The organism is Pseudosulfitobacter pseudonitzschiae (assembly GCF_002222635.1).
GTDB lineage: Bacteria > Pseudomonadota > Alphaproteobacteria > Rhodobacterales > Rhodobacteraceae > Pseudosulfitobacter > Pseudosulfitobacter pseudonitzschiae_A.
In genome coordinates this window covers 1,395,284-1,421,303 of the sequence record NZ_CP022415.1, presented here as the reverse complement: position 1 = coordinate 1,421,303, position 26,020 = coordinate 1,395,284, and the positions used below count along the sequence as shown (strand labels likewise).

Sequence of the window (26,020 nt, the reverse complement as noted above, 5' to 3'; positions counted from 1 at the left end):
CAGAACACCAAGGCCGCCATGTCCACACCTACACCCACAGACCCGATCCCGCGCCGTAAACTCTCGGATGAAGTGTTCGACCGTCTGCACACGATGATCGTCGAAGGGGCCGTGGCACCGGGCGATCCGATGCCGTCGGAACGTGCGCTGATGGACCGTTTCGGCGTCGGCCGCCCAGTTGTGCGCGAGGCCTTGCAAACGCTCAACACGATGGGGCTGATCACGGTCAGCCACGGCGAACGCAGCCGCGTCAACGCGATCACCCCGCAAAGCGCGCTGGCGCAACTGGACGGTATGGCGCAAACGCTGCTGTCGGTCGCGCCGGAAAACCTGGGCCACCTCAAAGACGCGCGGCGCATGTTCGAACTGGGGCTTGTCCGCGTCGCAGCCCTGCAACGCAGCAGCGAAGACCTGACCGCCCTGCACCATCTGATCGCCATGCAGGCCGCCGCCCGTGACCAACCGGACGACTTTGTCGCCGCCGACATCGCCTTTCACGCGCGCATCATCGCAATTGCGGGCAATCCGGTCATCACGGCGCTGGCCGACGCGATGCTGAAATGGATTTTCCACAACCACGGTGCCTTGTTGCACTGGTCGGGGCATGAGGACACCACGCTGTCCGAACACCGCCAGATTGTCGCCGCCATCGACGCGCAGGACGCGCAGGCGGCGGTGGCCCATATGGCCACACACCTTGACCGCTCTGCCGGATTGAAACAGCGCGACTGACATTCAGGTGATGCGCTGGATGCTGGCGGCAATCTCGTCCGGTTCGAACACCCGCTTCCAGTCGTCACGCATCAGCATCGGCTTGCCGAATGTGATCGCCTTGTTGCAGGCATCCGAAAACACGCCGTCGACCTCGTCAAAGATCACGGCCCCCAGAATGTTCATGTGACCCAACAGAAAATCGCGCGCGGCCTCTTTTGGCACGCCGCGCCGCACGACCTCGTCCATCGCTTCGCGCATCACGTCCAGCAGCGACGCGCAAACGGTTTCCGACAATCCCGGTTCAAGCAGCGCCAACTGGTCCACGGTGACGCGGTGACTGCGGGCCACCGGCGCATAGATCGCGCGCCCGACTTTTTCACCCAGCGCATAGTGCTCTTCCGGCCCCTGCATCAGCGCATTCACAATGCCCTGTTGCGCGGCAATGCCGCCAAAGTAATCCTTGCGGCCGGCGTCGGTCTGTTCGTCATTGTAGATCGGTGGATGGCACGGGTGCGTGACAAAGTAAGTGACATCATCACGCTTGGGCAGATGCCCCGCAAATGGCCCCGCCGCGTCCAGACAGATCACGATCGCACCTGCGGGCACCATGTCGATGATCGACGCGGCCACCGCGCGGATCGCCGTATCGGGCACCGCCAGCAGCACCACATCGGCCCCCTTCAGCGCCTCTTCGACAGGGACACAATCGACGCCGATGGCCTCTTTCAGCCGCGCGCGACCACTTTCGGAAATCTCGACGTGGGCCACGTCAAAATCTGTTTGTAAAAGGTTCGTCGCACTGCGCACGCCCATCTTGCCGCCTGCGCCCATCAACGCGATTTTTTGTGCCATGTGTTCGATCCTCTTGTGCAAAATCCCAACTGGTATGATGAGATGATATATTAACAAGTTGGAGTCAAGCCTGCCCTGCCTGCGGGATGTCTGTAGCCGTCAAAGCCACGCCAGCGTTAGCGCCGCCAGCACCAGATACCGGACACCCTTGGCAAGGGTAACCAGCGCCAGAAACGACCCGAACGGTTCGCGCATCACCCCCGCAACCACCGTCAGCGGATCGCCCACCACCGGCAGCCAACTTCCCAGCAGCGACCAGCGGCCATAGCGGTGATACCAGCCTTGGGCGCGCGCAAGCTGTCTGTCGGATGTGGGAAACCACCGCCTGTCTTTGAACCGCAGCAGATAGCGGCCCAGAACCCAGTTAATGACAGAGCCCGCCACATTGCCGACCGTCGCCATCAGAAGCAGCGCCGCGACGGGATGGTTGCCCGCAACCAACAGCCCCACCAAAACCGCTTCGGATTGCATCGGCAGAATGGTCGCAGCCACCAGTGCGGATGCGAAAAGAACAAGATACGCGGTCATGATCGGGTCATTGCTGTCTGCCTGCCATCGGGTGCCTTTGCCCCTGCTACCCCGACACGGCCCCCACGCGCCAGCGGCCTTTAACACCCCGTCACAGAGGCTTTTCCACCCTGAACCCTTGAAAACTCCGGCTTCTTGGATCACTGAAACACCAAGCAAACCGATCATACACTTCAGGGAGGATACGATGATCAACTTCAACCGCCGCCAGACAATAGGTCTGATCGGGGCAGCCGCCGCCACCGGCCTTGCCGCACCTGCCCTTGCGCAGAACAAAAAAATCGTCGTGGGCGCGCTGCGCTTCACCTCGCATGCCGCCAGCTTTATCGCGGTCGAGCGTGGCTATTTCCAGGAGGCGGGCCTTGATGTGGAACTGCGCTTCTTTCAGGCCGCTCAGCCGATGGCCGTGGCCATTGCCTCGGGCGATGTCGATTATGCCGTGACAGCCGTGTCGGGCGGTCTGATCTCGCTTGCCGACAAGGGCGCGGTCAAGGTGATCGGCGGCGGTCTGACCGAAGAACCGGGCATTGACGGGCAGAAAATTCTGGCCTCGGACGCGGCGTTTCAGGCGGGTCTGACCTCACCTGCGGGTCTCGCGGGCAAGAAGTTCGGCATTTCCACCGCCGGTTCGTCGTTCCACTATATGGGCTCGAAAGTTGCCGCCGCCGAGGGCATCGAGATGTCGTTCACGCCGCTGCAAAAGGTCGGCGCGATCATTGGCGCGCTGAAATCCGGCCAGATCGACGCATGGTCCATCGTGCCCCATATCGCCAAGCCTCTGGCAGGTTCGGGCGCGGTTCACATCATTGGCAATATCTCGGACTATCTGCCGAATTATCAGGTCACCACGGTCTTCACCTCGACCGACAACGCCGACAACCAGCGCGACCAGACCCAAGCGTTCCTGACCGGATTTTCCAAGGGCGTGGCCGACTACAACGCCGCGATGATCGCCAAGGACGGCGGTGAGGACGGGGTGAACCAGATGGTCGATCTGATCCATAAATACGTCTACACCGACCAGCCCCGCGAAAAGGCGGCACCGTCGATCATCAACGGCACAATGCGTCTGAACGAAGGGGCCAAGATGAACGTGGCCTCGCTGACGGACCAGTTGGAATGGTTCCAGTCCGAAGGTCTGGTCGATGCCGCGATCACGCTCGACACCTTTGTCGACACATCCTACGTCGACACCTACGAGGCCTAAGCGCCCCTTGGCGGCGGGCGCGATTGCCCGCCGCCTGCCATTACCCCCAAAGGACAGCCCGCATGGACATCCGCCTTGATGCGATCAGCCACAGCTATGGCGACACCGAAGTGTTGCGCGACATCAGTCTGGACATTCCGGCAGGGCGCATCGTGTGTCTGGTCGGCCCCTCGGGCTGTGGCAAGTCCACGCTGCTGCGCCTGACCGGCGGGCTGGAACGCGCCGATGCGGGCCGCGTGCTGCAACTGGGCACGCCGCCCGCCGACAGCCTGAACCCGCTGACATTTGTGTTTCAGGACTTTGCCCTGCTGCCGTGGCGCACGGTGCACGGGAATATTTCGCTGGTACTTGAGGATCACGGCATTCGCGGCAAGGCCGCAGAGGTGATCATCACCGACGTGCTGGCCCGCACCAAGCTGACCGATTTTGAGCAGGCCTTGCCGCGCCAACTGTCGGGCGGGATGAAACAGCGTGTCGCCATCGCCCGCGCGCTGGCCGTGAACCCCGCCGTGATGTTGATGGACGAACCGCTGTCGGCGCTGGACAGCCAGACCCGCGAATTGCTGATGGATGATCTGGTGGCGCTGTGGGTGCGCCAGCCGTTCACGTCCGTCTATGTCACGCACAATCTGGCTGAAGCCGTGCGGCTGGGCCACAAGATCGTCGTGCTGTCGCGCCGTCCGGGACAGATCTGCGAAGTGGTCGAGATCGACAAACCGCTGGACCAACGCGGCTATGCCGATCCCGAGCTGGAAACCGTGCAAAAGCACCTGTGGACCCTGATGCGCGACGAAGCACGCGCTGCCGATGCGGAGCTGTTGCATGTCTGACACCACCACGACACCCGAACAGGCCACCGAAGTCCGCTTTCGCGGCGGCGGCTTTGCCCCCTCGGCGCGGCGTGGCGTCGGCGTGGCTGTGTTTGTCGTTCTGATCCTGTTGATGGAGTGGGGCACGCGAACCGGCTGGATTTCGGCCCTGACCCTGCCCAAACCGTCGGACGTGGCCGCAACCTTTGTCGAGCTGTGGCAAAGCGGGCTGCTGTTCAAACACCTTGTGCCCTCGCTCAGCCGTCTGGCGGTGGGGGCGACGCTGGGGGCCAGTCTGGGCATAGGCGTCGGTATCCTGATCGGGTTGTTTTCCTATGTCCGCGCGGGGCTGGTGCCGCTGGTGGCGGCGCTGTTCCCGATCCCCAAGATCGCGCTGCTGCCGCTGTTCGTGATCTGGTTCGGCATCGACGAGACATCAAAATACGCACTGATCGCATTCGGAACCTTCACGCCCACGGTTGTTGCGACCTATGGCGCTGTGGACAACGTCGACCGGTCGCTGATCCGGATGGGGCAAAGTTTCGGGCTGTCGTGGCTGTCGATCGTTCGCAAGATCGTATTGCCCGGCGCCATGCCCGGCATCCTGTCGGGGCTGCGGATTTCGCTGGCCATTGCGATCATCCTGCTGGTCGCTGCCGAAATGCTGGGCGCAGAATACGGCATCGGCGCCTATATCCTCGAAGCCGGATCGCTTTACGATCTGGAGCGGTTGTTTGCAGGCGTTCTGATCCTGTCGGTGCTGGGTGTGACACTCAGCACGGTGATCGGGCTGATCGAGAAACGCTTGCTGGCGTGGCGCAGCTAGGCTGACACCGCCACTGCGGGCAGCGACATATCTGAGGCGTAACAAGCGGGCATACGCCAATGCGTGCCTTGATTCCGGGCTGTTTACAAAAGCGTTTCAACCACCGGTTAAACTATTTTCGCCGCAGCGCCGAAACTTTCCCACCTGTCATATAAGTTTCGCAAAACTGAAACAAAACTGAATCCTGCAGCCCGTAGGTCGGCCCCAACATGCCTTGGGGACAAATATGCTGGAAATCACCAACCTGACCAAAACTTTTGGCGCGAACACCGCCGTGGACAATGCCACGCTGTCGTTCCAGCGCTCTGCCATGATCGGAATCATCGGACGGTCGGGAGCCGGTAAATCAACCCTGCTGCGGATGCTGAACCGCCTGACCGACAGTTCTTCGGGCAGCTTCACCGTCGAAGGCCATGACATGACGCATCTGCGCGGTGCCGCCCGTCGCCGCTGGCAATCGCAATGTGCGATGATCTTTCAACAGTTCAATCTGGTCCCTCGCATGGACGTGGTGTCGAACGTGCTGCACGGCACGCTGAACCGCCGCTCGACGATGGCCACTATGTTCAACCTGTACCCCACATCGGACGTACACCGCGCCATCGAAATCCTTGACCGGTTGGGCATTGTCGAACACGCCCCCAAACGCGCCGAGGCGCTGTCAGGTGGTCAGCAACAGCGCGTGGCCATCGCCCGCGCCTTGATGCAAGACCCCAAGATCATTCTCGCGGACGAACCTATCGCCTCGCTCGACCCGATGAACGCACAGGTCGTGATGCAGGCCCTGCGCCGCATCCACGAAGAGGATGGCCGGATGGTCATCGCCAACCTGCACACGCTGGACACCGCGCGCCGCTATTGCGACCGCGTGATCGGCATGCGCGACGGCCGCGTCGTCTTTGACGGCACACCCGAACAACTGACCACCGGCGTCGCACGCGACATCTACGGGGCCGGATCGGACTTTTCCGAAGCCGCAACCTCTACCGCCATCGAAACACTGGACAGCACCGACACGCACGCCGTTCCGGCCTGAGCCAGTTCCCATCCCGCTGCGGCGGGCACCTGCCAAACCAACAAGACCCAATGGAGATACATATGAAAACGACCATCGCACTTGCGCTTGCCGCAACCACCGCCCTCAGCACCGCTGCCTTTGCACAAGACGACGCCATCACCGAATTCCGCATCGGCATCCTGGGCGGTGAAAACGCACAGGACCGCATGACATCGAACGAATGCTACCGTGCCAAGGTCGAAGAACTGCTGGGCGTGCCCACCAAACTGTTCACGCCCGCAGATTATGACGGCGTGATCCAGGGCCTGCTGGGCGGTTCCATCGACATGGCATGGCTGGGCGCATCGGCCTATGCCAAGGCCTATCTGACCGACCCCGAAGCGATCGAACCCATCATGGTCAAAACCAATGTCGATGGCTCCTACGGCTATCACTCCATCGGTTTTGCCCGCAAGGATTCCGGCATCACATCGCTGAAGGACATGGAAGGCAAAGTGTTCGCATTCGGCGATCCGAACTCGACCTCGGGCTACCTTATCCCGTCGATCGAAATCCCCGCCGAGCTTTCGGTGACCATGCAATCCGGTGACTACTTTGGCGAAGTCAAATTTGTCGGTGGCCACGAACAGACGATCGTTGCTGTGGCCAACGGCGACGTGGATGCGGGTGTCACATGGGCCGACGGCATGGGCGACTGGACCGACGGTTACAACTCCGGCGCGCTGCGCAAGGCGTCGGATGCGGGCCTCGTCGACATGAACGAACTGGTCGAAATCTGGAAATCCAAGCCGATCCCCGAAGGCCCCGTCGTGCTGCGCAAGGATTTGCCCGAGCGCGTCAAGATCGACATCACCACGCTGACCGCGTCGCTGCCCTATATGGACCCCGATTGCGCCTATAACTTTATGGCCGGTGACGCGCTGGGTTTCCAGCCGATCAGCCACGAAGGCTATACGTCGATCATCGAGGCACGCAAATCCAAGATGTAAACGGGCTTTGCCCCTTTGGCCGGTCCCCGCGCGGGGCCGGCCATTTTTTTACGATGGCCCTACAGGATACACCGCGATGACCGATACCACCCTCAGCCAGAGTGTCGGGGTGCAACGCACCTCGGAAATACAAGACGCCTATATGGCCATGACGCGCACCAAGCGTATGTACGGCGGCATCATGCTGGTTGTGTTCATCGCCCTGATGGCTTCGGGCTTTATGCTGGCCGACAGCCGCAACGCGGGCGGTTTCTGGGACGGTATCCTGCACATCTTTGCCTTCCCGCGCGAGGTGCTGACCGAAGCGGGCGAAAAGGCCGCACTGATCCCCGCCCTGATGCTGCAATTCCTGCCCTCGATGATCGAGACGATCAACATCGCCGCCGCATCGACGCTTGTGGGCGGGCTGATGGCCATCGTGCTGTCGCTGCTGTCCACCCGCGGTCTGGCGCGTTTTCCAAGGCTGATCGGACTGTTCCGCCGGATGATGGACATCATGCGCGCCATTCCCGAAATCGTCATCGCGCTGGTGCTGATCTTTGTGCTGGGTGGTGGCCCTGTGCCTGCGATGATCGCCATTGCCTTTCACACCGCAGGCGCCCTTGGCAAACTGTTCTCCGAAGTGAACGAAAACGCCAGCCTCAAGCCGCTGGAAGGGCTGCAATCCACCGGCGCAAGCTGGACCCAAGGCATGATGCTGGGCATCATTCCGCAGGTCGCGCCCAACTGGCTCAGCTACGCGCTGCTGCGCTTTGAAATCAACATCCGCGCCTCCGCCATCCTCGGCTTTGTCGGGTCGGGCGGCATCGGCTACGACCTGAAGAACGCTTTCAGCTGGGGTCAGGGCCGCTATGACGAGGTCGCAGCCATCTTCCTGCTGCTGTTCCTGACAATCGTCTTCTTCGACCAACTCTCAAGCCACTATCGCAACAAACTCGCCGGAAAGGTTTGAGCCATGACCGCCACCGCAGACATACTGCCCGCCCAAGGCCACAAACAGGCCGCAACCGCGCTGATCGCCCGCAAACGGTTGTTCGCCTTCGCCGCGCCCGCCGTGATCCTTGCCTATTTCGTCTACCTGTTCTTTGCCTTCGACATTCCCGGCCTGATGGACCGCGCCCGCATGGACAATGCCGCCATTCTGGTCGCCGACAGCTACAGCTATAAAACCCACGTCACCCACGACAACCGCAACGGCGGCATGTCCTATGCCATCGAGGGCGAGAACAAAGGCACCTATCCCGACGGGATGCTGCCCGATTTCGTCACACCCCTGAATGACGACGCCGTCCGCGTCACGCTGGATGCAGGCGAAACCGCCGAAATCGACGGGCCGACCCTGCGCTATACAAGGCCCGACTATGGCACAATCACTGTCACCGTCGATGGCCGTACCATCCGGCTGGACACACCCGACGGACAAGTCCCCGACTGGATCAGCGCCAGCAACGCGCGGGTCAACATCACCGGCGCAGGCGGCCGTGCCACCGTCACCCGCGCCCGCACTGAAGTGTACAACTATGCCCTGGGCTGGGAGCTGTTCTGGTTCACCCTCGACAGCCCGTTCTATGGTAAAACCATCGGTGAACTGGCGTCGCTTGCCCTGTCGTCCGACCGCGTGGTGGCGGGCCAAAGCAACTTGTCCGCGATGGTCTCCGACGTCTGGAACAACAAGATGTGGCGCCACAAGGACGTGATCTGGGCGATCTTTGAAACCGTGCTCATGGCCTTTCTGGGCACGATGGGTGCGGCGCTGGTGGCGCTACCGTTGGCCTTTCTGGCGGCGCGCAACTTTACCCGCCTGATGAGCGTCCGCTTTGGCGTGCGCCGGTTCTTCGACTTTGTGCGCGGCGTCGACGGGCTGATCTGGACGATCATCCTCAGCCGTGCCTTTGGTCCCGGACCGCTGACCGGCGCGCTGGCGATCCTGATCACCGACACCGGCAGCTTTGGCAAAATGTTCTCCGAGGCGCTGGAAAACGTCGACGACAAGCAGATCGAAGGCATCGCCTCGACCGGGGCCAAACCGATGCAACGCTACCGCTTCGGCGTCATCCCACAGGTCACACCGGTGTTGCTGAGCCAGGTGCTATACTATCTGGAATCCAACACCCGCAGCGCCACCGTCATCGGCGCGATCACTGGCGGCGGCATCGGCCTGCTGCTGACACAGGCGATCATCACCCAGAAGGACTGGGAAGAGGTGTCTTACTACATCGTGCTGATCGTGCTGATGGTCATGGCCATGGACACTTTCTCGGGCTGGTTGCGCCGCCGTCTGATCCAAGGCAACGGCGAGGGTGGCCACTGATATGGCCCGCCTGACCGCCGGTGCGCCTTTCGTGCATCCCGATTGCGAGATCACCGACGCCACGTTCGGCGCCTACGTCGAGATCGGACGGGCCAGCCGCGTGGCGCACAGCACCATCGGTGATTATTCCTACTGCGACCGCATGGCGGACATCGCCAATGCCGAAGTCGGCAAGTTTTCCAACATCGCCAGCTGCGTGCGCATCGGGGCGACCGATCATCCGATGGACAAGGCCAGCCTGCACCACTTCCACTACCGCTCCGCCGATTATTTCGACGACGCGGAACACGACACCGCCTGGTTCGACCACCGCCGCACCCGCCGTGCAATCATCGGCCATGACACATGGCTGGGCCACGGCGCACAGGTCCGTCCGCAGGTCAGCATCGGCCACGGTGCCGTCGTCGCAGGCGGCGCCATCGTCACCCGCGACGTGCCGCCCTATATGATCGTGGCGGGCATTCCGGCGCTGCCGCTGCGGGCGCGCTATACCCGCCCCGTGGCCGAGCGGATGATGGTGCTGGCATGGTGGGACTGGCCGCACGACCGCCTGCGTGAAACGCTGGAGGATTTCCGCGCGCTGTCGGCAGAGGCGTTTCTGGAGAAGTACGAATAAGAGCGCCCTTCACAAAGGGCAGCGCCCGCCCGTCGCACCACAGGTTCACCGGTTTTTCACGCACACCTCCGGCGTGACGTGTTGTTGGCAGGTGTTCGCTTTGCGAACACCGAGAGGCTGGCGGCATTACGTGCTTTGATTCCGGGCTTGGTGGGGGTGCAGGTATCAGGGAAAATTGCTGCGTCTATCTGCTGATGATCACATTCCCGAAAAGCTGCGCTCTCGCATATTCCTGCTTTGCGCAGTAGTGAACTTTGCAAAGTCTGTGCCATTTCCCGACAGCGGCCATTCGTGTTGAGTGCGGCGAAGGTCGGCTGTGAGTCCAAGTTGATCAATGCCGCAAAACGCCTCAATGTCGGCTTAGGCTTTGGAGCGAGTGCTAGGTGTCTAGTTGCGGACGAATTCCTTCAAATGCGCAGCGAATGCGAAAGAAGCTCTGTACCAACTCATGATCACTGGAGAGATTCAGGGACTTCAGCCGTCTTTTTCCAAGTCGCTTGTCGAACATACCCAAAGCTCTCAAGACCATTTGATCTGATCCCAAAATTTCTTCGATAGATAAATTCAGATACTCGAAAAGCGTACTATTGAATTCTTCTAGCGGAATGGTGCCATCGTTCCGGAGCCTTTGCTGAACTTCTTCTTGCGCGGCAAGATACCCCTTTATCTGCTGGTCATCACCATAGTCTTGGCAGGCTCGTTCCTGCTGAATCTGGGTGCTTTGTTCATAGTATTTCACCAAGTAAGTCAGAGAACCCATGCTATGGACCTGTATTTTATCAATTGTGATCCAAGCCTCACCTTCTTGATCGTGAGAATTACGATAGCGCGTATTCCAGACCTCTACGCGACCCTTTGCAGACTCGGCGAAGCAATCTTCAATGCGTTGTTTGAGTTTGGTCCATCTCATCCCAGCAACATGCGCACTTCCACGAAAATGGTCAATTACTCTGACGAAGATAGCCGACATTAAACTAAGCGACGCAAACGACAGAAATGTCCGCAGTTTGCCAGTTCGCTGCCTGCGCGGCGAAGGTCAGCTATCGCAGGTTCGAGCCAAGGACTGTGCGGCCGCTAATGGGATGTGCCGGCTGCTTCCCCCAACGTTGGGTTATCTTTAACTGGGATCAACCGCGCAACAAGGAGAAGTAGCCATGTGTGCAAAGAAGACAGGAAGTTTGGAAGACCTTGCCGTCGTCGGGATCGACATCGGGAAGGATACGTTTCACCTGGTCGGATTCGACCGGTCCGGCCAACTGGTCATCCGAAAGCAGATCAAGCGCTTGGCTCTGAATGCCACTTTCGAGCAACTCCCACGCTGCATCGTGGGAATGGAGGCTTGCCTCAGCGCCCATTTTGTCAGCCGAACGCTGCGGAGCATGGGGTTCGAGCCGCGGATCATACCGGCAATTTACGTGAAGCCGTTCAACAAGGGCCAGAAGAACGATTACAACGACGCGGAGGCGATCGCAGAAGCTGCGTTGCGACCCAACCTTCGGACCGTTTCAGAAAAGGACCAAGATCAGCTCGACCTTCAGGCCCTGCACCGGGTCCGGGCACGGCTGGTTTCGCGGCGCACGGCCACCATCAACCAGATCCGGGCCTTCCTGATCGAGCAGGGGATCACCGTCAGGTCGGGGCTGCGGGCGCTGAAGAATTCCTTCGAAACGATCCTCGAACAGCGTCGGGATGAGATCTCACCTCGAATGCGTGGCATCCTGATCGGGCTTTACGGCGACTGGCTCTGGCTGGACAAACGGATCGGGGACGTCTCCGGCGAGATCGAAGAGATCAGCCGCACGGAAGAGAACTGCGCCAACATCATGACGATACCCGGCATCGGGCCAATGATCTCGACGGCGATGGTCGCGGCAGTCGGCAAAGGTGAGGCGTTCGACAGGGGGCGCGATTTTGCAGCCTGGGTTGGTCTGGTGCCCCGACAATTCAGCACCGGCGGGCGAACGATCCTCGGACGGATCACCAAGCGCGGCAGTCGCTACCTGAGGATGCTGTTCGTGCAGGCGGCTAAAGTGATCATGATGCGCCCGCACCGCTGGTCCGACTTCAGCTTTGGCCCGTGGCTGACCGAGGCGGTGGCGCGTATGCCCAGAAACAAGGCGGCCATCGCGCTTGCCAACAAACTCGCACGAACCGCCTGGAGCCTTCTGCGCCACGGCACCCAGTTCGACGCACCAAGAGACGCGGCCATGGAAGCGATCTGACGTCTTCCACGGTCACCAAGGAGTTCGCGAAAGAGAGGACAGCATGGAACGGAGAAAATACGCACCCAGAGTCTGACAGCCCGAATGGTCAAAATCGACCTATCCGCTAATGAGACCACGGCGCGTGCGTAACCCCATCAAGGCCACGGCCCACGAGCCGATCAACAGGCCGTGTGTGGACGCCCCGGTGAATGCAAGAAGTTTTGGCAGGTATGAACATGTGGTCAGGTGCTGTCGTGTGTTCGGCCTCTGAATGTGGCTTTGACACGCCACGGGCCCGTATGGAGATGCGCGGATCAGGTCCAACTCGGATACGCGCGCTCTAAGGCGCACGGCCTAGTGCCTGGTTTTCCTGATCCCGTCTCATTGACCGTTTGTCCTTACTTCACCTCCGACCTTCTCACATGACCGGCAAAAGCCACCCTACTGGGTTAGGCCAAAGCCGGGTTCTTGTAGTTCTCATTCTTCGTCATCAGAGCCCATGCAGTGCGCGCCATCTTGTTGGCCAGTGCGACGGTCACGAGCATCCTTGGTTTACGTGCCAGCATCTGCCCGAGCCAACCACCCTGATCCGCACCCCGTCGAATGGCCCATCGCACGACAGACGCCGCACCGATGATAAGAAGGCGGCGCAGGTCGCGCTGGCCCATTTTCGACGTGGGCCCGATACGTTCTTTGCCGCCCGATGAGAATTGCTTGGGCGTGAGCCCGGTCCAGGCGGCGAAGTCCCGCCCTTTGCGGAAAGTGCTTGGGTCTGGAGAGAGAGCGGTAAGGGCCATGGCCGTGATCGGCCCGATACCTGGGATCGTCATCAAGCGCTTTGCCGCTGGATCCTGCCGGGCACCAGCACGTAGCTCAGCACCCAATTTGTCGATCTTGCATGCAAGCATCTCGATATGATCCAAAAGCAGTTGAGCATGGTCAATGACTGCGGCTGGCAGTTCTGTTTCCGGATCACTGATCGCGGCCTGTAACCGATTGAGATGAACTGTGCCAGAAGGTGCTACCAGCCCGTATTCTGCCAGATGCCCACGCAGCGCGTTAATCGTTTGGGTCTTCTGCCTTACGAGCAGGTCACGGGTTCGCAACGCCATGCCTGATGCCTGTTTCTCCGCACTCTTCACGGTGACAAAACGCATTGTGGGACGAGATGCCGCCTCAGCGATCGCTTCCGCATCATTGGCATCGTTCTTCTGTCGCTTGACGTAAGGCTTCACGTAGATCGGAGGGATCATCTTAACGGTATGCCCAAGCTTTCCGATCTCGCGCCCCCAATGATGAGAACTGGCACACGCCTCCATGGCCACGGTGCAGGTCGGAATGCCAGCCAGTAGAGACAGCAGCTTTGACCGCCGTACCTTCTTGCTGAATACCGGTCTGCCATCGGCTGTCGCTCCGTGAACCTGGAATATGTTTTTGGCCAAATCTACGCCGACTATGCTAATCTTTTCCATGGACGTCTCCTCTTCAACATGGTGATCACACCACCAGTTTGGCACATCGATGCCGTCGGAGGGGCGTCCACCCCATCGGATACATATGAGCGACTTCCGAAATCGTGCCAATTTCTCGATTGCGAATAGCAGCCGGTACATACATTCGGGCTGGCTACAGCCAGTTGCAGCGGTCCTGGGTTCAGGTGCGGCAAATGACCTGGTGCTGCGCTGCCGCAAGACGGCCTAAAGCCCTTCTCCGGCATGGCCATAGAGCTCATTCAGCCTCGGATCGCTCTGATGCAAGTCGCCGCTTCATCTGCTCGATTGCCTCAGGCCCGCCAGCTGCAAGCTTTTCCGCGACGGCTCCCAGTTCAGGATCGGCAGCACGATAGCGGTTCCCCCAGACACCCAAATCCACCAGCATCGGCAGGAGATCGATCCCGGCTTTCGTTAGGCGGTAAACCGCCTTGAGTTTGTGATTGGGGTCGCCGTGGCGCGTCACGATCCCCTCTGCCTGAAGGGTCTGCAACCTGTCAGCGAGAGTGCGCGACGAGACGCCCTCATCCGACTGCAAGAACTCTCGGAAATGTTTTTTTCCAGCGAACATCATGTCGCGAATGATCAACAGTGTCCATCGGTCACCGATCACTTCGAGTGACAGGTTGATGGGGCAGTTCGATTTTTCCTTGCCTGACATTTTTTAGTTCCATTTTTAAATCACTTTACTATTGACATCATTACGACCCAACGTCAATGGTTCCGATTGTAAAGCACTTTCAGCCAATCTGGCTGGTATTGTTTTGAGAAAGGAGAATTTTATGAACCGGTTGAATCCTTTGAGGGGGGAGAAACACGCTCTCGTGAAGGTCGGCGCTACCCCTGAATTTGATGCTGCGGCCTTGATAAATCTAGCCACTTATAGAACTGGAGGATTCCCAGAATGAGAAAACTCGTTCTTCAGATGCAGATGTCGGTCGACGGCTTTGTCGGTGCCGACGGCGACCACGACTGGCAGGTTTGGGGCTGGGGTGACGACAACCGCTGGGACAAGGCGCTCAAGCAGGATTTTAATGCTCATTTCCAGTCCATCGACACCATATTGTTGAGCCGCAAGATGGTGGAGGAAGGTTATCTGTCCCATTGGGGCAATGCGGCGCAGAGATATCCGCAGGACCCGTTCTTTGCCTTCGCGCAGCGTATCATCGATGTGCAAAAGGTGGTGCCGAGCGACAGGCTGGAAAAATCCCGGTGGGAGCGCACGGCGGTCAGAAGCGGAGACCTTTCGCGTGAAGTCGGTGCGTTAAAGGTCGAGGAAGGTGGCAATATCGCTGTTTTCGGTGGTGCGGGTTTTGCCTCGGCATTGATTGCCGCCGGACTGGTGGACGAATTCCAGTTCTACATTAATCCGGCTGCCCTTGGCGGAGGAAGCCGAATCTTTGACCACGCTGACTTCCGCAAGTTTCGCTTGCTTGGCTCGAAGGCCTATGAATGCGGCGTCGTGGTGAATCGCTACGGACCTGCCGGCTAGGACCGGTTCAAATTCGGCTGGAGTGACGGGCCAACTCCTTGGCCGTCTCGGCCTTGGCGACGTCCGCAAAGGCGAACACGTCCGTACAGATACCCAACCCGAATGTCGCAAAAATTCCGCATTGTCGAAATCCAAGTGCCGAAAATGCTGCTAGATGCACGCACGGCAGGAAAGCGAAAGCTGCGATGCAGCGTCACGATGTCTGATAGGCGGCGGGTATGAGCTGCCTGCGGTCCTTAGCTATGTTTCACTCGAACAACGGCTCTGCGCTATTCGCCCTGGTTCCGCTTGGAAGCGATGCCCTGCTTCGGCCCCCACCCCTTACATCCACCCCAACGTCGCCTCCGTATCCCCGTTCGGCTTGTACTCCGCCCCCACGGGCGCGTCCCATCCCAGCCGCTCCAGCACTTCCCAAACATACGGATAGTTCAGCTCGCCATGATCCGGCGCCCCGCGGTCAGGGACCGAGGCCACCTGCACATGGCCAATCACCGGCATCAGGCGTTCCAGCCGGCGCGTCATGTCGCCTTCCATCAGTTGCACATGATAGCAGTCGAACATCAGCTTCAGGTTCGGCGCACCCACTTCGGCGATAATCGCTTCGGCCTGCGCCGTGGTCTTCAGGAAATAGCCCGGTGCGTCGTAGTGGTTCAGCGGCTCGATCAATATCGTGCGATCCGGCGCCGCCGCACAGGCATAGCGCAACGTCTCGACAAAGGCCGCGTGGGCGGCGTCACCACTCGCGAAACCGGCCATCACATGCACCGCGCCTGTATCTGTCGCCTGAGCATAGGCCAACGCCTGATCGACCGCCGCCCGCGCGTCGTCGCCGCGACCGGGCAGTGCCGACAGACCGTTTTCGCCCGTCCGGCCCCGCGCGGTGTTCAGCCCCAGCATCGGCAGGCCGGTCTGATGCAACGCCGCCGCCACGTCCTTCGCAGGCACACCGTAAGGCCAGTGACATTCCACCGCATCGAACCCCGCAGCCGCCGCCGCTCGGATCGCATCGGGCAGCGCCAGTTCGCTCCACAAAAATCCCAGGTTTGCAGAGAACCGCATCACATCACCGCACCGATCTGCCAAGGTACGAATTCGTAGTCGCCCAGGCCCTGCGCCTCGGATTTGCTGGCCTCGCCCGAGGCCATGCGCAACCACATCTCGTAAATCTCGCGCCCCACCTGTTCGACGCTGCTGCCTTCGGACAGGATGGTGCCCGCGTTCACGTCCATATCTTCGTGCAGACGGGCGTACATTTCCGAATTGGTCGCCACCTTCATCGACGGCGACGGCTTTGCCCCGAAGGCCGATCCGCGCCCCGTGGTAAAGCACACCAGAGTACAGCCGCTGGCGATCTGGCCGGTGACCGACGCAGGGTCGTATCCGGGGCTGTCCATAAAGGTAAAGCCGCGCGCGGTCACGGGTTCTGCGTATTTATAGACCCCCATCAAAGGGGTCGTGCCGCCCTTGGCCACAGCGCCCAGCGATTTTTCCAGAATGGTGGTCAGCCCGCCCTGCTTGTTGCCCGGACTGGGGTTATTGTCCATCGAGCCACGGTTGCGGGCGGTGTAATCCTCCCACCAATGGATCAGATCAATCAGCTTGTCGCCCGTGGCGCGGTCATGGGCGCGGGCGGTCAGCAGGTGTTCTGCGCCGTAGACCTCGGGCGTTTCGGCCAGCACGCCGGTGCCCCCCTGCGCCACCAGCAGATCGCAGGCATGGCCCACCGCAGGGTTCGCCGTCACCCCCGACCACGCGTCTGAACCGCCGCATTGCAGCGCCACCATCAACTCGGACGCAGGTGCCGTCTCACGCCGTGCCTTGTTCACCTCGGGCAGCATCGCGGTGATCTTTTGCACGCCCAGTTCGACACAGCGGCGCAGGCCCCCCACGTCCTGAATGTTCATCGTCTGGAACAGAGGCCCTGGCGTCAGGCCATAAGCCTCGATCAGCCAGTCGATCTGCATCATCTCGCACCCCAGACCCGCCAGCAGCACACCGCCAAAATTGGGATTGCGCGCATAGCCCCACAGCGTGCGCTGCAACACCTCGAACCCCGTGCCATCGCCGCCCATCGCACAGCCCGTGCCATGGACAAAGGCCACGACGCCATCGACATTGGGATAATCCGCCAGCTTGTCCGGCGTGAAATGCGCCGCGATCTGGCGCGCAGCGGTGGCCGAACAGTTCACCGAGGTCAGCACCGCGATGTAGTTGCGCGTGCCCACGCGGCCACTGGCGCGATGGTATCCCTGGAACGTGTCCTGCGTCACAGCCGCCGCTACAGGCCGCAGGTTGGTGCCGAATTCGTATTCCATGTCGACCGCGCGAAATTCCAGATTGTGCGTATGCACATGGGCACCCTGCGCGATGTCTTCGGCGGCATAGCCGATCAGGTTGGCGTATTTGCGCACCGCCTCCCCCTTGGCGATGGGCTGCGCCGCCATCTTGTGACCGCGCGGGATCAGCATCGTCGCCCCTTCGTCGCCCACTTGCAGCGGCTGGGTGGCGGTGACGACATTGTCGTCGGCAGACAATCGGACGGTCTTCATGGTCTCACTCCCAATCCACGTCAAAGCGTGTGACGATATCCTGAATTTGCGCCGCACTCAGCGGGCGGCGCGGCATTCCGTGCGTCAGCAACGCCAGCCGCGCGGTGTCTTCCAGTTCTTCGATCGCATGGCAGGCGGCCTCGACATCGCGGCCCGCCACCACCGGCCCGTGGTTGGCCAGCATCACCGCCGAGCGTTTCCCCGCCAGCCCGCGCACCGCCTCGCCCATCGCCGGATCACCGGGCAGGAACACCGGCAGCAGCTTGACCTTGCCCAGTTTCATGATCGCATAAGGCGTCAGCGGCGGCAGGAAATTGTCGGGGTCCACATCTTCCAGCATCGACAGCGCAACGGCGTGACACGAATGCAGATGCACCACCGCACCCGCAGTGCTGCGGGTTTCATAGAACGCGGAATGCAGCGGCATTTCCTTGGTCGGCTGGTCGCCCCCCACATGGGTGCCTCGCGCGTCGAACAGCGACAGCCGCGCAGGGTCCAGACGGCCAAAGCTCGACCCTGTCGGCGTCACCAACAGTCCGCCGCCTTCGGTCCGTGCCGAAATATTGCCAGACGATCCGCCCGTCAGGCCGCGATCATAAAGCGATTTGGCCAGTGTGCAGATCAGCTCGCGCAGGTGGGTATCGGCACTCATTTGTCCAACATCTCCAAAGCTATGGCAAAGAAATCTTCCGTGCCGAAGTTCCCCGACTTCAGCGCCAATGCCACCGTCTGACCGTCGCTGGTTGCCGCACACCACGGCACGCCGGGGGCGATCTCGGGCCCGATGTCCAGCCGCGTCACGCCCAGTGCCTGTGTCACCGCACCCGCGCTTTCGCCGCCCGCCACCACGATCCGCCGCGTCCCGCTGTCACGCGCGGCACAGGCGATCCGACCAAGCGCATCCTCGACAACCGCTCCGGCCTTGTCACGTCCCAATGCGTCCTGCGCGGCGCGCACCACATCCGGCGCGGCAGTCGCGTAAATCAACGGCGCACCGGATTGCCCTGCCAGCCAGTCCAGCACCGGCTGCACCCCGTCACGCGCCAGCGCCAGCGGGTCCAACCGGTAACTCGGGTTGCTGGCCGCATAGCGTGCCACCTGCGCCTGCGTCATCGCGGAACACGAGCCCGACAGGACCAGCGCGGGGCCATCGGGCGCGCGCCAGACCGCCGCCGCACCTGCGTCCTGCAACAGCCCCGACGCGCGGTAGAGATCGGGCAGAGGCATCGCCACCGCACTGCCACCCGTCATCAGCACCGCATCGCGGCAGGCCTCTGCGATCACATTCAGGTCACTGTCGGCCACCGCGTCCACCACCACATGCGGAGCAGCCTGCGCCAGCGCCGCGCGCACTGCATCGACTCCACGGGCTACGGTCAAACGATCCACCAGTCCCGCATCCCGCGTTACCTGTGGCAGCAGCAGCCGCACCAGATTGCTGTCGCGCATCGGTGTCAGCGGATGGTCCTTCATCGGGCTTTCGGCCAGAGGCACCTGCCCGACGAACAGATTGCCCATGAAAACCGTGCGCCCGTTCTCGGGGAACGCGGGGCAATAAATCGTCTGCTGCGCGCCCGTGGCCTGCATCAAAGCCTCGGCCACCGGGCCGATATTGCCCTCTGCGGTGGAATCAAATGTCGAGCAATACTTCCAGAAAAACCGCCTTGCCCCCGCCTGCGCCAACCAGGCCTGCGCCGCGCGCGCCTGCGCCACGGCCTCGGCCACCGGTGCCGTGCGGATTTTCAGCGCGATCACCTCGAACGGGGCGGCATCCTCGACCGGCCCCTCCGGCACGCCAATGCGCAACGATACCCGCGCGCCGCTGCGCGCCAGCAATCCGGCCAGATCCGTGGCACCTGTGAAATCGTCTGCAATCGCGCCAAGGACTGTGCTCATGCGTCCCCCGGCAATGTCAGACCTGCGTTGCGGGCGTAAACCTTGGCCACCGCCGCGTCGTCCTCGCGGCCCAGCCCCGAACCTGAGGCCGCCATCCATTGTTGCAACGCCGCAGCCGTGATCGGCGCACCGAACTTGGCCGATCTGGCGATGTCCATGACGATGCCCAGATCCTTGGGCCAGATGTCCACAGCGCTCAGCGGCGTATAATCCCCGTCGCGCACATGCGGCCCACGGCTTTCCAACGCCCATGACGTGCCCGCGCACTGCGAAATTACATCCATGAACTGATCGGGCGCGACACCTTGGGTCATGCCAAAGGTCATCGCCTCGGCCATCGCTGCGATGTGAATGCCCACCAGCATCTGGTTCACGGCCTTCATGGACGACCCTGCACCGACCTGATCGCCCAGCTCGAACACCTTTTCAGACATGGCGGCCAGCGCCGGCCGCGCACGGGCAAAGGCCGCCTCGGAACCCGACGCAAGGATCGACAAAGTGCCCTGCGCCGCGCGGATCGTGCCGCCCGACACTGGCGCATCAAGGTATTCCAGCCCCAGCGCCGCACAGCGTGCCGCCATGTCCCGGGCAAATTCGGGCGCTACCGTGGCACAGGCCACCACAGCGGTGCCTGCCGCCAGCTTGTCCGCAATGCCGTTCGAGCCGAACAACACGTCCTCGGTCTGCGCCGCGTTGACCACAACAACCACAACCGCATCCAGCGACTTTGCGACCTCTTCCAGCGTGCCATCCGCCCCGCCTGCCGCACGAAACCGCGCCACCGCGTCGGCGTTCACGTCGAACCCGTGCGTCACCAGACCGGCGCGCAACAGCGCCCCCGCCATGCCGCCGCCCATCGCACCAAGGCCGAATATGGCCACTGTCCCTTGTGTCATCCGACCTCTCCCAACGTCATCTTTTTGCAAACCGGCGCCATCAATATGTGGCGCGTCCCCCCGACAGATCGAACACTGCACCCGTAGTAAAGCTGTTCTCAGGCGACACCGCCCAGACAATCATCGCGGCGGCCTCGGACAGTTCCAGAAACCGCCCGCGCGGGATCTTCGACAGCATGTAGTCGATGTGCTCCTGACTCATCTGGTCGAATATCCGCGTGCGCGCAGCGGCGGGCGTGACGCAGTTCACCGCGATATCCATGCCCGCCAGTTCCTTGCCCAATGATTTGGTCAATCCGATCACACCGGCCTTGGACGCGGAATAGGCGGACGCGTTCGGGTTGCCCTCTTTGCCCGCAATCGACGCGATGTTCAGGATGCGGCCATAGCCGCGCTCTTTCATACCCGGAACGCAGACCTTGTTGGTGTAAAAGGTGCCGTTCAGGTTCAAATCAATCACGCGGCACCACGCCTCGGGGTCATAATCCTCAAGCGTGGCGTTCGGGCCAGTGATGCCCGCGCTGTTGATCAAAATGGTGGGCACACCGGTGCCCGCACACGTCTGTTCATAGGCCGCCGTGACCGAGGCCATATCGGCCACATTGCACATCACCGCCACCCCGGGCACAGGCAATGACGCCATCGCCTCGGCGTTGCCTGCGTCGATGTCCCAGCTGACCACGGTCACGCCCTTTTCGGCCAATCCCTGCGCCACAGCAAAACCAATGCCCTGCGCGCCGCCGGTGATGACGGCAATCTGTCCCTGCATCTGCATCAACCGCGTCCAATATAGGGCATGTTCGTCGCCATCACGGTCATGAACTGCACATTCGCATCCAGCGGCAGGCTGGCCATATGCAGCACCGAAGACGCCACATTGGCCACATCCATCACCGGCTCGATCGCGTTCGATCCGTCGGCCTGCGGCACACCTTTGGTCATCTTCGCCGCCATATCCGTCAACGCGTTGCCGATGTCGATCTGCCCGCAAGCAATGTTGAACGGACGCCCGTCCAGCGAGACGGTGCGCGTCAACCCCGTCACCGCATGTTTCGATGCTGTATAAGGCGCAGAGCCCCAACGCGGCACATAGGCGCTGACCGAACCGTTGTTGATGATGCGCCCACCCTGCGGGTTCTGCTTGCGCATCTGGCCAAAGGCCGCGCGCGCCGCGATGAATGCGCCCATGATGTTCACATCCAGCAGGTCGCGAATGTCCGACACCGCCAGCTCGTCCAGTGGCGCACCGCCCAGCGACTTGCCCGCATTATTGAACAACGCGTCAATCCGCCCCCACGTCTGCGCCGCCTTGGCAAAGGCTGCTTCAACCGCATCCTCGTCCGTCACATCACAAGGCAACACCAGTGCACCGCTGTCGCCCGCAGTTTCCTCCAGCGGCTGTGCACGCCGCCCCACCAGCCCCACGTCCCAGCCCGCGCCGATAAAGACCTTCGCCGTGGCGCGTCCTACGCCGCTTCCGGCACCTGTGATGATAATGGATGGCATGTTCTCTCTCTCCCGATCTGCGCACTACTTGCCGCAAGTTGTCAACTTGGTATACCATTTGCAAGCGGAATGCACAGCAAAGGCCATACCAATGAAAACTCTGATCTGCGCGGTAACATTTGCCGCGCTCTGCAGCCCCCTTTGGGGACAAGTCCAAGGGGCCGAGGCCTGCCTTGCCAAAGCCATGCAAAATGGCACCGACCCCACGCTGTGTCTGGATGCCCCGGATGCGGCCTGCATGGACAATGCACAGGAAACGCCCGTCGTCAGCACCTCCTGTTTCGCCGAAAACCGCGCGCAATGGGGGGCGGCCATTGGCAAACGGATGGACATGCTGCCCGACACCACGGACACCACCGTGGCGCGCATCGAAGCCAGATACGATGTTATCGGTGCGATGGTGCAATGCGACCGGATCGAAGCACTGGCCAAGGCTGCATCGGACCTGAGCGGCCCGCAAATTGCCCTGCAAAAAGAACGCTGTCTGGCGCGCGCCAACGCCCTGACCTATGTGCGCCTGTTTGCGCGCACCCACCCTGCCGTTGAGGATTCCCAATGATCCACGAACCACCCCGCCTGACCATCCGCACCGGCTTTGCCCGCCCCACATCCGCGCAGATCCGCGCCTTTCGCGACGTGCCCACGGGGTTCATCTGTGACGCGATGCAAGGACGCAGCGCGCTGGCCACCGAAATCGCACCGCTCAGCCCCAATTTACCCGCTCATGCTGTCGGCACAGCACTGGTGGCCGACAACGGTCCCGAAGAGATTCTGGCCACGATGGGTGCGCTGCATGTCATGCAGGCAGGCGATTTCATCGTCTCGGCGGTGCGCGGATGCACCCAATGCTCGGCGGCGGGGGACCAGTTCATGGGGATGCTGAACAACAAGGGGGCCGCCGGTTTCGTCACCGACGGCGCGATGCGCGACCTTGAAGGGATCGAAGAGGTCGGCCTGCCCGCGTGGTGCGCAGGGCTGAACCCGAATTCGCCCTTCTCGAACGGTCCGGGCTATGTGGGTTTTGGCGCGGTCGTGGGCGGCCAGATGGTCAACAGTGGCGACATTCTGGTGGGCGACAGCAACGGCGTGGTGGTCGTGCCCCATGCGCAAATCGACGCGGTGATCGCCGCACTCGAAGCCGTGAAAGAGGCGGAAATAACGCTTGAAGCCAAGGTTAAGGCAGGCGGCGCAGACATGCCCGCCATCGCACAGATGCTGGCCGACGGCACAGCGGTGATGGTGGACTGACCCCTGACGGGTGCCGTCCTTTTTGCCGATGCACGTTCCGCGCAGCTTGGGCGGATGTCAGGGATGCGGTGCGTAGCGGCCGTATAAAGATTGGCGATTTTGATGTACGCTTACTTCATGCCCAGCTTTGAACCCGCAGAGTCAACGAACGTCAATCAAACCAGTCTCGCTGTCCACGAGGCCGGCGAAGGGGCGCCTGTTGTGTTTGTACATGGTGGAGTCTCGGACCTGCGCACATGGGCCAATCAGGTGGGGCCGTTTGCGGAAACTTTTCGCGCAATCACTTACAGTCGGCGATACCACTGTCCCAACGCCACGATCCCATCTGATGCACCGGACCCGATCCAAACCCATGTCGATGACCTCGCAGCATTGATCAAGGCGCGCGACGCCGACCCGGCGCATATCGTGGGGCATTCTTGGGGCGCACTGATTGCACTTCTTCTAGCGGTCGACCGGCCGACCCTGGTGCGTAGCCTTGTGCTGATAGAGCCGCCGACGGTTTCGATGCATGTCAACGTTCCACCAAAGTTCAGTCAGATGATCGGCCTGCTTTTCCGCTCTCCAAAACTGGCCGTAGCGATAGCCAAGCTTGGCATAGGAGCGCTGGCACCCGCAGAAAAAGCCTTTCGCAATGGGAATGACAAAAAAGCAGTTGAACTCTTCGGTCGGGGAGTTTTGGGCAATCGCAGGTTCGTCTCCCTTTCCGCCGAGCGTTACAAACAGGTCTGGGACAACCGCGGTCCAGATCGTGCAATAGCAATCTACGATGGCTTTCCCGATCTCAGGGCGATCGAATTGGCACAGGTCTCCATGCCCGTTCTCCTCGTGTCTGGTTCCGAGAGCCCCAGAGTTTTTCCCCTATTGATTGATGATCTGTCACAACGCCTTTCCAACGCGCGCAGGCTGGTCGTCCAAGGAGCATCCCACATTATTCATGAGGACGCACCCACAGCCCTGAACGACGCGGTGCTGCACTTTCTGAAGGAGATAGATTAGACCTCCAAGCCGTCATCTGACACTTTTTGTCAGGTTTAACAGGCACCATCCGACCCAAGCGGTGGTTTGCGTTCCCAAAGCCCCTGGAAACAAATCCACCACCAGCCCGACAAAAGCACCTGCAAGTGTTCAGCCTGTGCCCTCAGCCCCGCCCTTTCCGCGCCTCTTGCTCCATGTCCATCCCGTTCAGCGCCGCAACATGGTCGGTGATCTTGGGTACATAATCCTGCCCGTTCCCGCTGGCCTCGACGTGGGCGAAATACTGTTTCGCCGCCGCCGCCATCACCGTCATGATCCCCGCACCGTCCGCCATCGCATGGACATAGCGCAGGTCTTTGGCGGCGTTCGAGATTGTGAATTTGTGCAATTCCTCGCGGTCCACCGCATAGGTCATGAACGTGTCGAAAAACCCGTTCGCCAGACGTGACGACCCGATCACGTCGCGCAGCTTGGCGGGTGGAATGCCAACGCTGGCCCCCAGCACCGTGGCCTCGGCATAAAGCGAAGCATAGCCCATCGAGATGAAATTCATCAGCAGCTTCATCTTGTGGCCTGCCCCCGTGCCGCCGACGTGGGTGATATTGCCCGCCCAGCAGTCCAGCACCGGCTTGATCTTGTCAAACGTGGCCTCGTCACAGCCCACCATCGCGTCCAGCGTGCCGGCTTCGGCCTCTTTGGGCGTGCGGCCCAGCGGCGCATCGACCAGCGTGCCACCGGTCTGGGCCAGTTCTTCGGCCAATACCGCCGTCGATGTCGGATCGGCCGTGGTGGTGTCGATCACGATCAACCCTGCGCGCGCACCTGCCAGAATACCGTCGGGGCCGCGAAACGCCGCCTCGACCTGTTCGGAATTCGACAGGCACAGATGAATCATGTCACAGGTCTGCGCCATCTCGCGCGGGCTTGCGGCCTCGTGCGCGCCCATGCCCACCAGATCCTCCACCGGCGTGCGGTTGCGGTTGCCCTTGACCCACAGCGGATAGCCCTTTTGCAGCAGGTTCTTCGCCATGCCGTGGCCCATAAAGCCGACGCCGATGAAACCGATATTGCTCTTGCTCATGTTTTGGTCCTTTTGTGAAATTACAGACTGGCGGTAATGCCGCCATCTACGAAAATGGTCTGCCCGTTGACGAAGCTCGATGCTTTCGACGACAGGAATATCGCCGCCCCCACCAGTTCTTCAACCCGCCCCCAGCGGCCTGCGGGGGTGCGTTTTTCCAGCCATTCGGTAAAGGCAGGGTCTGCCACCAGCGCCGCGTTCAGCGGTGTTTCGAAATAGCCCGGCGCGATGGCGTTGCAGTTCAGCCCGTGACGCGCCCAGTCGGTCGCCATGCCCTTGGTCAGATTGGCAATCGCGCCCTTGGACGCGGTATAGGGCGCGATGCCCGGCCGCGCCAAAGCGGTCTGCACCGAAGCGATGTTGATGATCCGCCCGTGGCCTTGGGCGATCATGTGCCGCGCCGTGGCTTGCCCCACATAAAACGCCGAATTCACATTGGTGCGCATCAACCGGTCAAAGGCTTCGATCTCGAAGTCCTCCAGCGGGCCACGGTGCTGCATCCCCGCATTGTTCACCAGAATGTCGATCGGTCGCGTCTGCACATAGCCGTCGATCGCCGCGCGCACCGCATCCGCGTCTGTCACGTCAAAGGCCAGCGTGTCCACCGCGTGCCCCGCATCACGCAGCCCTTGCGCCGCCTCCTCCAGCCGTTCGGCGTTGCGTGCGTTCAGCACCACGCGCGCGCCCGCTTCGGCCAGACCGCGCGCCAGCGCCGCCCCGATGCCCATCGAGGCCCCTGTGACCAGCGCCGTACGCCCGCCTAGATCGAACAGTTCCATAATTCCTCCCGTTGATGGCGGTCTGGTGCCA

The 26,020-nt window shown here is 61.3% G+C and carries 28 protein-coding genes; 14 read left to right on the top strand and 14 right to left on the bottom strand.

Translation table 11 applies throughout. From position 1 onward, the window contains the following. The first annotated feature begins 18 nt into the window (after positions 1-18). Complete coding sequence (gene nanR / locus SULPSESMR1_RS06855; RefSeq protein ID WP_089420153.1) at positions 19-732, top strand: transcriptional regulator NanR; 714 nt, start codon at positions 19-21, stop codon at positions 730-732. A gap of 3 nt (positions 733-735) precedes the next feature. Here nanR and SULPSESMR1_RS06850 read toward each other — a convergent pair whose 3' ends face one another. Then, positions 736-1,566 (bottom strand): phosphogluconate dehydrogenase C-terminal domain-containing protein, encoded by an 831-nt coding sequence (locus SULPSESMR1_RS06850; protein WP_089420152.1) that lies wholly within the window; start codon positions 1,564-1,566, stop codon positions 736-738. 99 nt (positions 1,567-1,665) lie between these two features. Further along, positions 1,666-2,094, bottom strand: a complete 429-nt coding sequence (locus SULPSESMR1_RS06845; protein WP_089420151.1) for a YqaA family protein — start codon at positions 2,092-2,094, stop codon at positions 1,666-1,668. 187 nt (positions 2,095-2,281) lie between these two features. Between SULPSESMR1_RS06845 and SULPSESMR1_RS06840 the strand changes: the two genes are divergently transcribed. The 8 genes from SULPSESMR1_RS06840 (at position 2,282) to SULPSESMR1_RS06805 (ending at position 9,870) form a co-directional block, all read left to right on the top strand. After that, positions 2,282-3,301, top strand: a complete 1,020-nt coding sequence (locus SULPSESMR1_RS06840; RefSeq protein ID WP_089420150.1) for an ABC transporter substrate-binding protein — start codon at positions 2,282-2,284, stop codon at positions 3,299-3,301. 62 nt (positions 3,302-3,363) lie between these two features. Beyond that, a complete protein-coding gene (locus tag SULPSESMR1_RS06835) occupies positions 3,364-4,131 on the top strand; it encodes an ABC transporter ATP-binding protein (RefSeq protein WP_089420149.1) in 768 nt (255 codons plus the stop codon). Continuing rightward, positions 4,124-4,936 carry an ABC transporter permease gene (locus tag SULPSESMR1_RS06830; RefSeq protein WP_089420148.1) on the top strand — a complete coding sequence of 271 codons (813 nt, stop codon included), beginning with the start codon at positions 4,124-4,126 and terminating at the stop codon, positions 4,934-4,936. The genes SULPSESMR1_RS06835 and SULPSESMR1_RS06830 overlap by 8 nt, the downstream gene beginning before the upstream one ends. Before the next feature lie 226 nt (positions 4,937-5,162). Further along, the gene (phnC, locus tag SULPSESMR1_RS06825) at positions 5,163-5,972 is read left to right on the top strand and encodes a phosphonate ABC transporter ATP-binding protein (RefSeq protein ID WP_089420147.1); all 810 of its coding nucleotides are present in this window, start codon (positions 5,163-5,165) and stop codon (positions 5,970-5,972) included. 62 nt (positions 5,973-6,034) lie between these two features. Beyond that, a complete protein-coding gene (phnD, locus tag SULPSESMR1_RS06820) occupies positions 6,035-6,943 on the top strand; it encodes a phosphonate ABC transporter substrate-binding protein (RefSeq protein WP_089420146.1) in 909 nt (302 codons plus the stop codon). Positions 6,944-7,019: 76 nt separating this feature from the next. Further along, positions 7,020-7,895 carry a phosphonate ABC transporter, permease protein PhnE gene (phnE, locus tag SULPSESMR1_RS06815; RefSeq protein ID WP_089420145.1) on the top strand — a complete coding sequence of 292 codons (876 nt, stop codon included), beginning with the start codon at positions 7,020-7,022 and terminating at the stop codon, positions 7,893-7,895. Positions 7,896-7,898: 3 nt separating this feature from the next. Then, complete coding sequence (phnE, locus tag SULPSESMR1_RS06810; protein ID WP_089420144.1) at positions 7,899-9,254, top strand: phosphonate ABC transporter, permease protein PhnE; 1,356 nt, start codon at positions 7,899-7,901, stop codon at positions 9,252-9,254. A 1-nt stretch (position 9,255) separates the two neighbouring features. Next, on the top strand, positions 9,256-9,870 hold the full coding sequence (locus tag SULPSESMR1_RS06805; RefSeq protein WP_089420143.1) for a chloramphenicol acetyltransferase: 615 nt from the start codon (positions 9,256-9,258) through the stop codon (positions 9,868-9,870). A gap of 379 nt (positions 9,871-10,249) precedes the next feature. Here the strand turns inward: SULPSESMR1_RS06805 and SULPSESMR1_RS06800 are convergent, their stop codons facing one another. Then, complete coding sequence (locus tag SULPSESMR1_RS06800; protein ID WP_089420142.1) at positions 10,250-10,780, bottom strand: SF0329 family protein; 531 nt, start codon at positions 10,778-10,780, stop codon at positions 10,250-10,252. 268 nt (positions 10,781-11,048) lie between these two features. Between SULPSESMR1_RS06800 and SULPSESMR1_RS06795 the strand changes: the two genes are divergently transcribed. Then, entirely contained in the window at positions 11,049-12,092 is a 1,044-nt protein-coding gene (locus SULPSESMR1_RS06795) for an IS110 family transposase (RefSeq protein WP_434223015.1), read from the top strand. A 431-nt stretch (positions 12,093-12,523) separates the two neighbouring features. On the opposite strand, the gene SULPSESMR1_RS06790 is transcribed toward SULPSESMR1_RS06795, so the two are convergent. Beyond that, a complete protein-coding gene (locus SULPSESMR1_RS06790) occupies positions 12,524-13,546 on the bottom strand; it encodes an IS110 family transposase (RefSeq protein WP_089420141.1) in 1,023 nt (340 codons plus the stop codon). 256 nt (positions 13,547-13,802) lie between these two features. Beyond that, positions 13,803-14,225 carry a winged helix-turn-helix transcriptional regulator gene (locus tag SULPSESMR1_RS06785; protein WP_089420140.1) on the bottom strand — a complete coding sequence of 141 codons (423 nt, stop codon included), beginning with the start codon at positions 14,223-14,225 and terminating at the stop codon, positions 13,803-13,805. 243 nt (positions 14,226-14,468) lie between these two features. Here SULPSESMR1_RS06785 and SULPSESMR1_RS06780 point away from each other — a divergent pair, with 243 nt between their 5' ends. Beyond that, positions 14,469-15,056: a dihydrofolate reductase family protein gene (locus SULPSESMR1_RS06780; RefSeq protein ID WP_089420139.1), complete on the top strand. Its 588-nt coding sequence runs from the start codon at positions 14,469-14,471 to the stop codon at positions 15,054-15,056. Positions 15,057-15,377: 321 nt separating this feature from the next. On the opposite strand, the gene SULPSESMR1_RS06775 is transcribed toward SULPSESMR1_RS06780, so the two are convergent. From SULPSESMR1_RS06775 to SULPSESMR1_RS06745, 7 genes are read right to left on the bottom strand one after another with little or no spacing between them, the layout of a single operon-like run. Continuing rightward, positions 15,378-16,115 (bottom strand): hydroxypyruvate isomerase family protein, encoded by a 738-nt coding sequence (locus SULPSESMR1_RS06775; RefSeq protein ID WP_089420138.1) that lies wholly within the window; start codon positions 16,113-16,115, stop codon positions 15,378-15,380. Beyond that, the gene (locus SULPSESMR1_RS06770; RefSeq protein WP_089420137.1) at positions 16,115-17,605 is read right to left on the bottom strand and encodes a UxaA family hydrolase; all 1,491 of its coding nucleotides are present in this window, start codon (positions 17,603-17,605) and stop codon (positions 16,115-16,117) included. Before SULPSESMR1_RS06770 ends, SULPSESMR1_RS06775 begins: the two co-directional genes overlap by 1 nt. A 4-nt stretch (positions 17,606-17,609) precedes the next feature. Next, a complete protein-coding gene (locus SULPSESMR1_RS06765; RefSeq protein WP_089420136.1) occupies positions 17,610-18,257 on the bottom strand; it encodes an aldolase in 648 nt (215 codons plus the stop codon). Beyond that, positions 18,254-19,501: a 3-oxo-tetronate kinase gene (otnK, locus tag SULPSESMR1_RS06760; RefSeq protein ID WP_089420135.1), complete on the bottom strand. Its 1,248-nt coding sequence runs from the start codon at positions 19,499-19,501 to the stop codon at positions 18,254-18,256. The genes SULPSESMR1_RS06765 and otnK overlap by 4 nt, the downstream gene beginning before the upstream one ends. Continuing rightward, positions 19,498-20,397: an L-threonate dehydrogenase gene (gene ltnD / locus SULPSESMR1_RS06755; RefSeq protein WP_089420134.1), complete on the bottom strand. Its 900-nt coding sequence runs from the start codon at positions 20,395-20,397 to the stop codon at positions 19,498-19,500. Before ltnD ends, otnK begins: the two co-directional genes overlap by 4 nt. Before the next feature lie 40 nt (positions 20,398-20,437). Beyond that, positions 20,438-21,172, bottom strand: coding sequence for an SDR family NAD(P)-dependent oxidoreductase (locus tag SULPSESMR1_RS06750; RefSeq protein ID WP_089420133.1), 735 nt, complete (start codon positions 21,170-21,172; stop codon positions 20,438-20,440). Continuing rightward, a complete protein-coding gene (locus tag SULPSESMR1_RS06745) occupies positions 21,172-21,903 on the bottom strand; it encodes an SDR family oxidoreductase (protein ID WP_089420132.1) in 732 nt (243 codons plus the stop codon). The genes SULPSESMR1_RS06750 and SULPSESMR1_RS06745 overlap by 1 nt, the downstream gene beginning before the upstream one ends. Before the next feature lie 91 nt (positions 21,904-21,994). Here SULPSESMR1_RS06745 and SULPSESMR1_RS06740 point away from each other — a divergent pair, with 91 nt between their 5' ends. The 3 genes from SULPSESMR1_RS06740 to SULPSESMR1_RS06730 all read left to right on the top strand — a co-directional run bounded on the left by SULPSESMR1_RS06740 (position 21,995) and on the right by SULPSESMR1_RS06730 (position 24,150). Then, a complete protein-coding gene (locus SULPSESMR1_RS06740; RefSeq protein ID WP_089420131.1) occupies positions 21,995-22,462 on the top strand; it encodes a hypothetical protein in 468 nt (155 codons plus the stop codon). Further along, positions 22,459-23,151, top strand: a complete 693-nt coding sequence (locus SULPSESMR1_RS06735; protein WP_089420130.1) for an RraA family protein — start codon at positions 22,459-22,461, stop codon at positions 23,149-23,151. Before SULPSESMR1_RS06740 ends, SULPSESMR1_RS06735 begins: the two co-directional genes overlap by 4 nt. Before the next feature lie 102 nt (positions 23,152-23,253). Next, on the top strand, positions 23,254-24,150 hold the full coding sequence (locus SULPSESMR1_RS06730) for an alpha/beta fold hydrolase (protein WP_089420129.1): 897 nt from the start codon (positions 23,254-23,256) through the stop codon (positions 24,148-24,150). 142 nt (positions 24,151-24,292) lie between these two features. Here the strand turns inward: SULPSESMR1_RS06730 and SULPSESMR1_RS06725 are convergent, their stop codons facing one another. Continuing rightward, positions 24,293-25,210: an NAD(P)-dependent oxidoreductase gene (locus SULPSESMR1_RS06725; RefSeq protein ID WP_089420128.1), complete on the bottom strand. Its 918-nt coding sequence runs from the start codon at positions 25,208-25,210 to the stop codon at positions 24,293-24,295. Between the two features lie 20 nt (positions 25,211-25,230). Then, the gene (locus SULPSESMR1_RS06720) at positions 25,231-25,989 is read right to left on the bottom strand and encodes an SDR family oxidoreductase (protein ID WP_089420127.1); all 759 of its coding nucleotides are present in this window, start codon (positions 25,987-25,989) and stop codon (positions 25,231-25,233) included. Positions 25,990-26,020 lie beyond the last annotated feature (31 nt).

Coding starts and splice junctions, on each gene's coding strand:
- nanR (WP_089420153.1), top strand. CDS start 19: ATGTCCACACCTACACCCACAGACCCGATCCCGCGCCGTAAACTCTCG.
- SULPSESMR1_RS06850 (WP_089420152.1), bottom strand. CDS start 1,566: ATGGCACAAAAAATCGCGTTGATGGGCGCAGGCGGCAAGATGGGCGTG.
- SULPSESMR1_RS06845 (WP_089420151.1), bottom strand. CDS start 2,094: ATGACCGCGTATCTTGTTCTTTTCGCATCCGCACTGGTGGCTGCGACC.
- SULPSESMR1_RS06840 (WP_089420150.1), top strand. CDS start 2,282: ATGATCAACTTCAACCGCCGCCAGACAATAGGTCTGATCGGGGCAGCC.
- SULPSESMR1_RS06835 (WP_089420149.1), top strand. CDS start 3,364: ATGGACATCCGCCTTGATGCGATCAGCCACAGCTATGGCGACACCGAA.
- SULPSESMR1_RS06830 (WP_089420148.1), top strand. CDS start 4,124: ATGTCTGACACCACCACGACACCCGAACAGGCCACCGAAGTCCGCTTT.
- phnC (WP_089420147.1), top strand. CDS start 5,163: ATGCTGGAAATCACCAACCTGACCAAAACTTTTGGCGCGAACACCGCC.
- phnD (WP_089420146.1), top strand. CDS start 6,035: ATGAAAACGACCATCGCACTTGCGCTTGCCGCAACCACCGCCCTCAGC.
- phnE (WP_089420145.1), top strand. CDS start 7,020: ATGACCGATACCACCCTCAGCCAGAGTGTCGGGGTGCAACGCACCTCG.
- phnE (WP_089420144.1), top strand. CDS start 7,899: ATGACCGCCACCGCAGACATACTGCCCGCCCAAGGCCACAAACAGGCC.
- SULPSESMR1_RS06805 (WP_089420143.1), top strand. CDS start 9,256: ATGGCCCGCCTGACCGCCGGTGCGCCTTTCGTGCATCCCGATTGCGAG.
- SULPSESMR1_RS06800 (WP_089420142.1), bottom strand. CDS start 10,780: ATGAGATGGACCAAACTCAAACAACGCATTGAAGATTGCTTCGCCGAG.
- SULPSESMR1_RS06790 (WP_089420141.1), bottom strand. CDS start 13,546: ATGGAAAAGATTAGCATAGTCGGCGTAGATTTGGCCAAAAACATATTC.
- SULPSESMR1_RS06785 (WP_089420140.1), bottom strand. CDS start 14,225: ATGTCAGGCAAGGAAAAATCGAACTGCCCCATCAACCTGTCACTCGAA.
- SULPSESMR1_RS06780 (WP_089420139.1), top strand. CDS start 14,469: ATGAGAAAACTCGTTCTTCAGATGCAGATGTCGGTCGACGGCTTTGTC.
- SULPSESMR1_RS06775 (WP_089420138.1), bottom strand. CDS start 16,115: ATGCGGTTCTCTGCAAACCTGGGATTTTTGTGGAGCGAACTGGCGCTG.
- SULPSESMR1_RS06770 (WP_089420137.1), bottom strand. CDS start 17,605: ATGAAGACCGTCCGATTGTCTGCCGACGACAATGTCGTCACCGCCACC.
- SULPSESMR1_RS06765 (WP_089420136.1), bottom strand. CDS start 18,257: ATGAGTGCCGATACCCACCTGCGCGAGCTGATCTGCACACTGGCCAAA.
- otnK (WP_089420135.1), bottom strand. CDS start 19,501: ATGAGCACAGTCCTTGGCGCGATTGCAGACGATTTCACAGGTGCCACG.
- ltnD (WP_089420134.1), bottom strand. CDS start 20,397: ATGACACAAGGGACAGTGGCCATATTCGGCCTTGGTGCGATGGGCGGC.
- SULPSESMR1_RS06750 (WP_089420133.1), bottom strand. CDS start 21,172: ATGCAGATGCAGGGACAGATTGCCGTCATCACCGGCGGCGCGCAGGGC.
- SULPSESMR1_RS06745 (WP_089420132.1), bottom strand. CDS start 21,903: ATGCCATCCATTATCATCACAGGTGCCGGAAGCGGCGTAGGACGCGCC.
- SULPSESMR1_RS06740 (WP_089420131.1), top strand. CDS start 21,995: ATGAAAACTCTGATCTGCGCGGTAACATTTGCCGCGCTCTGCAGCCCC.
- SULPSESMR1_RS06735 (WP_089420130.1), top strand. CDS start 22,459: ATGATCCACGAACCACCCCGCCTGACCATCCGCACCGGCTTTGCCCGC.
- SULPSESMR1_RS06730 (WP_089420129.1), top strand. CDS start 23,254: ATGTACGCTTACTTCATGCCCAGCTTTGAACCCGCAGAGTCAACGAAC.
- SULPSESMR1_RS06725 (WP_089420128.1), bottom strand. CDS start 25,210: ATGAGCAAGAGCAATATCGGTTTCATCGGCGTCGGCTTTATGGGCCAC.
- SULPSESMR1_RS06720 (WP_089420127.1), bottom strand. CDS start 25,989: ATGGAACTGTTCGATCTAGGCGGGCGTACGGCGCTGGTCACAGGGGCC.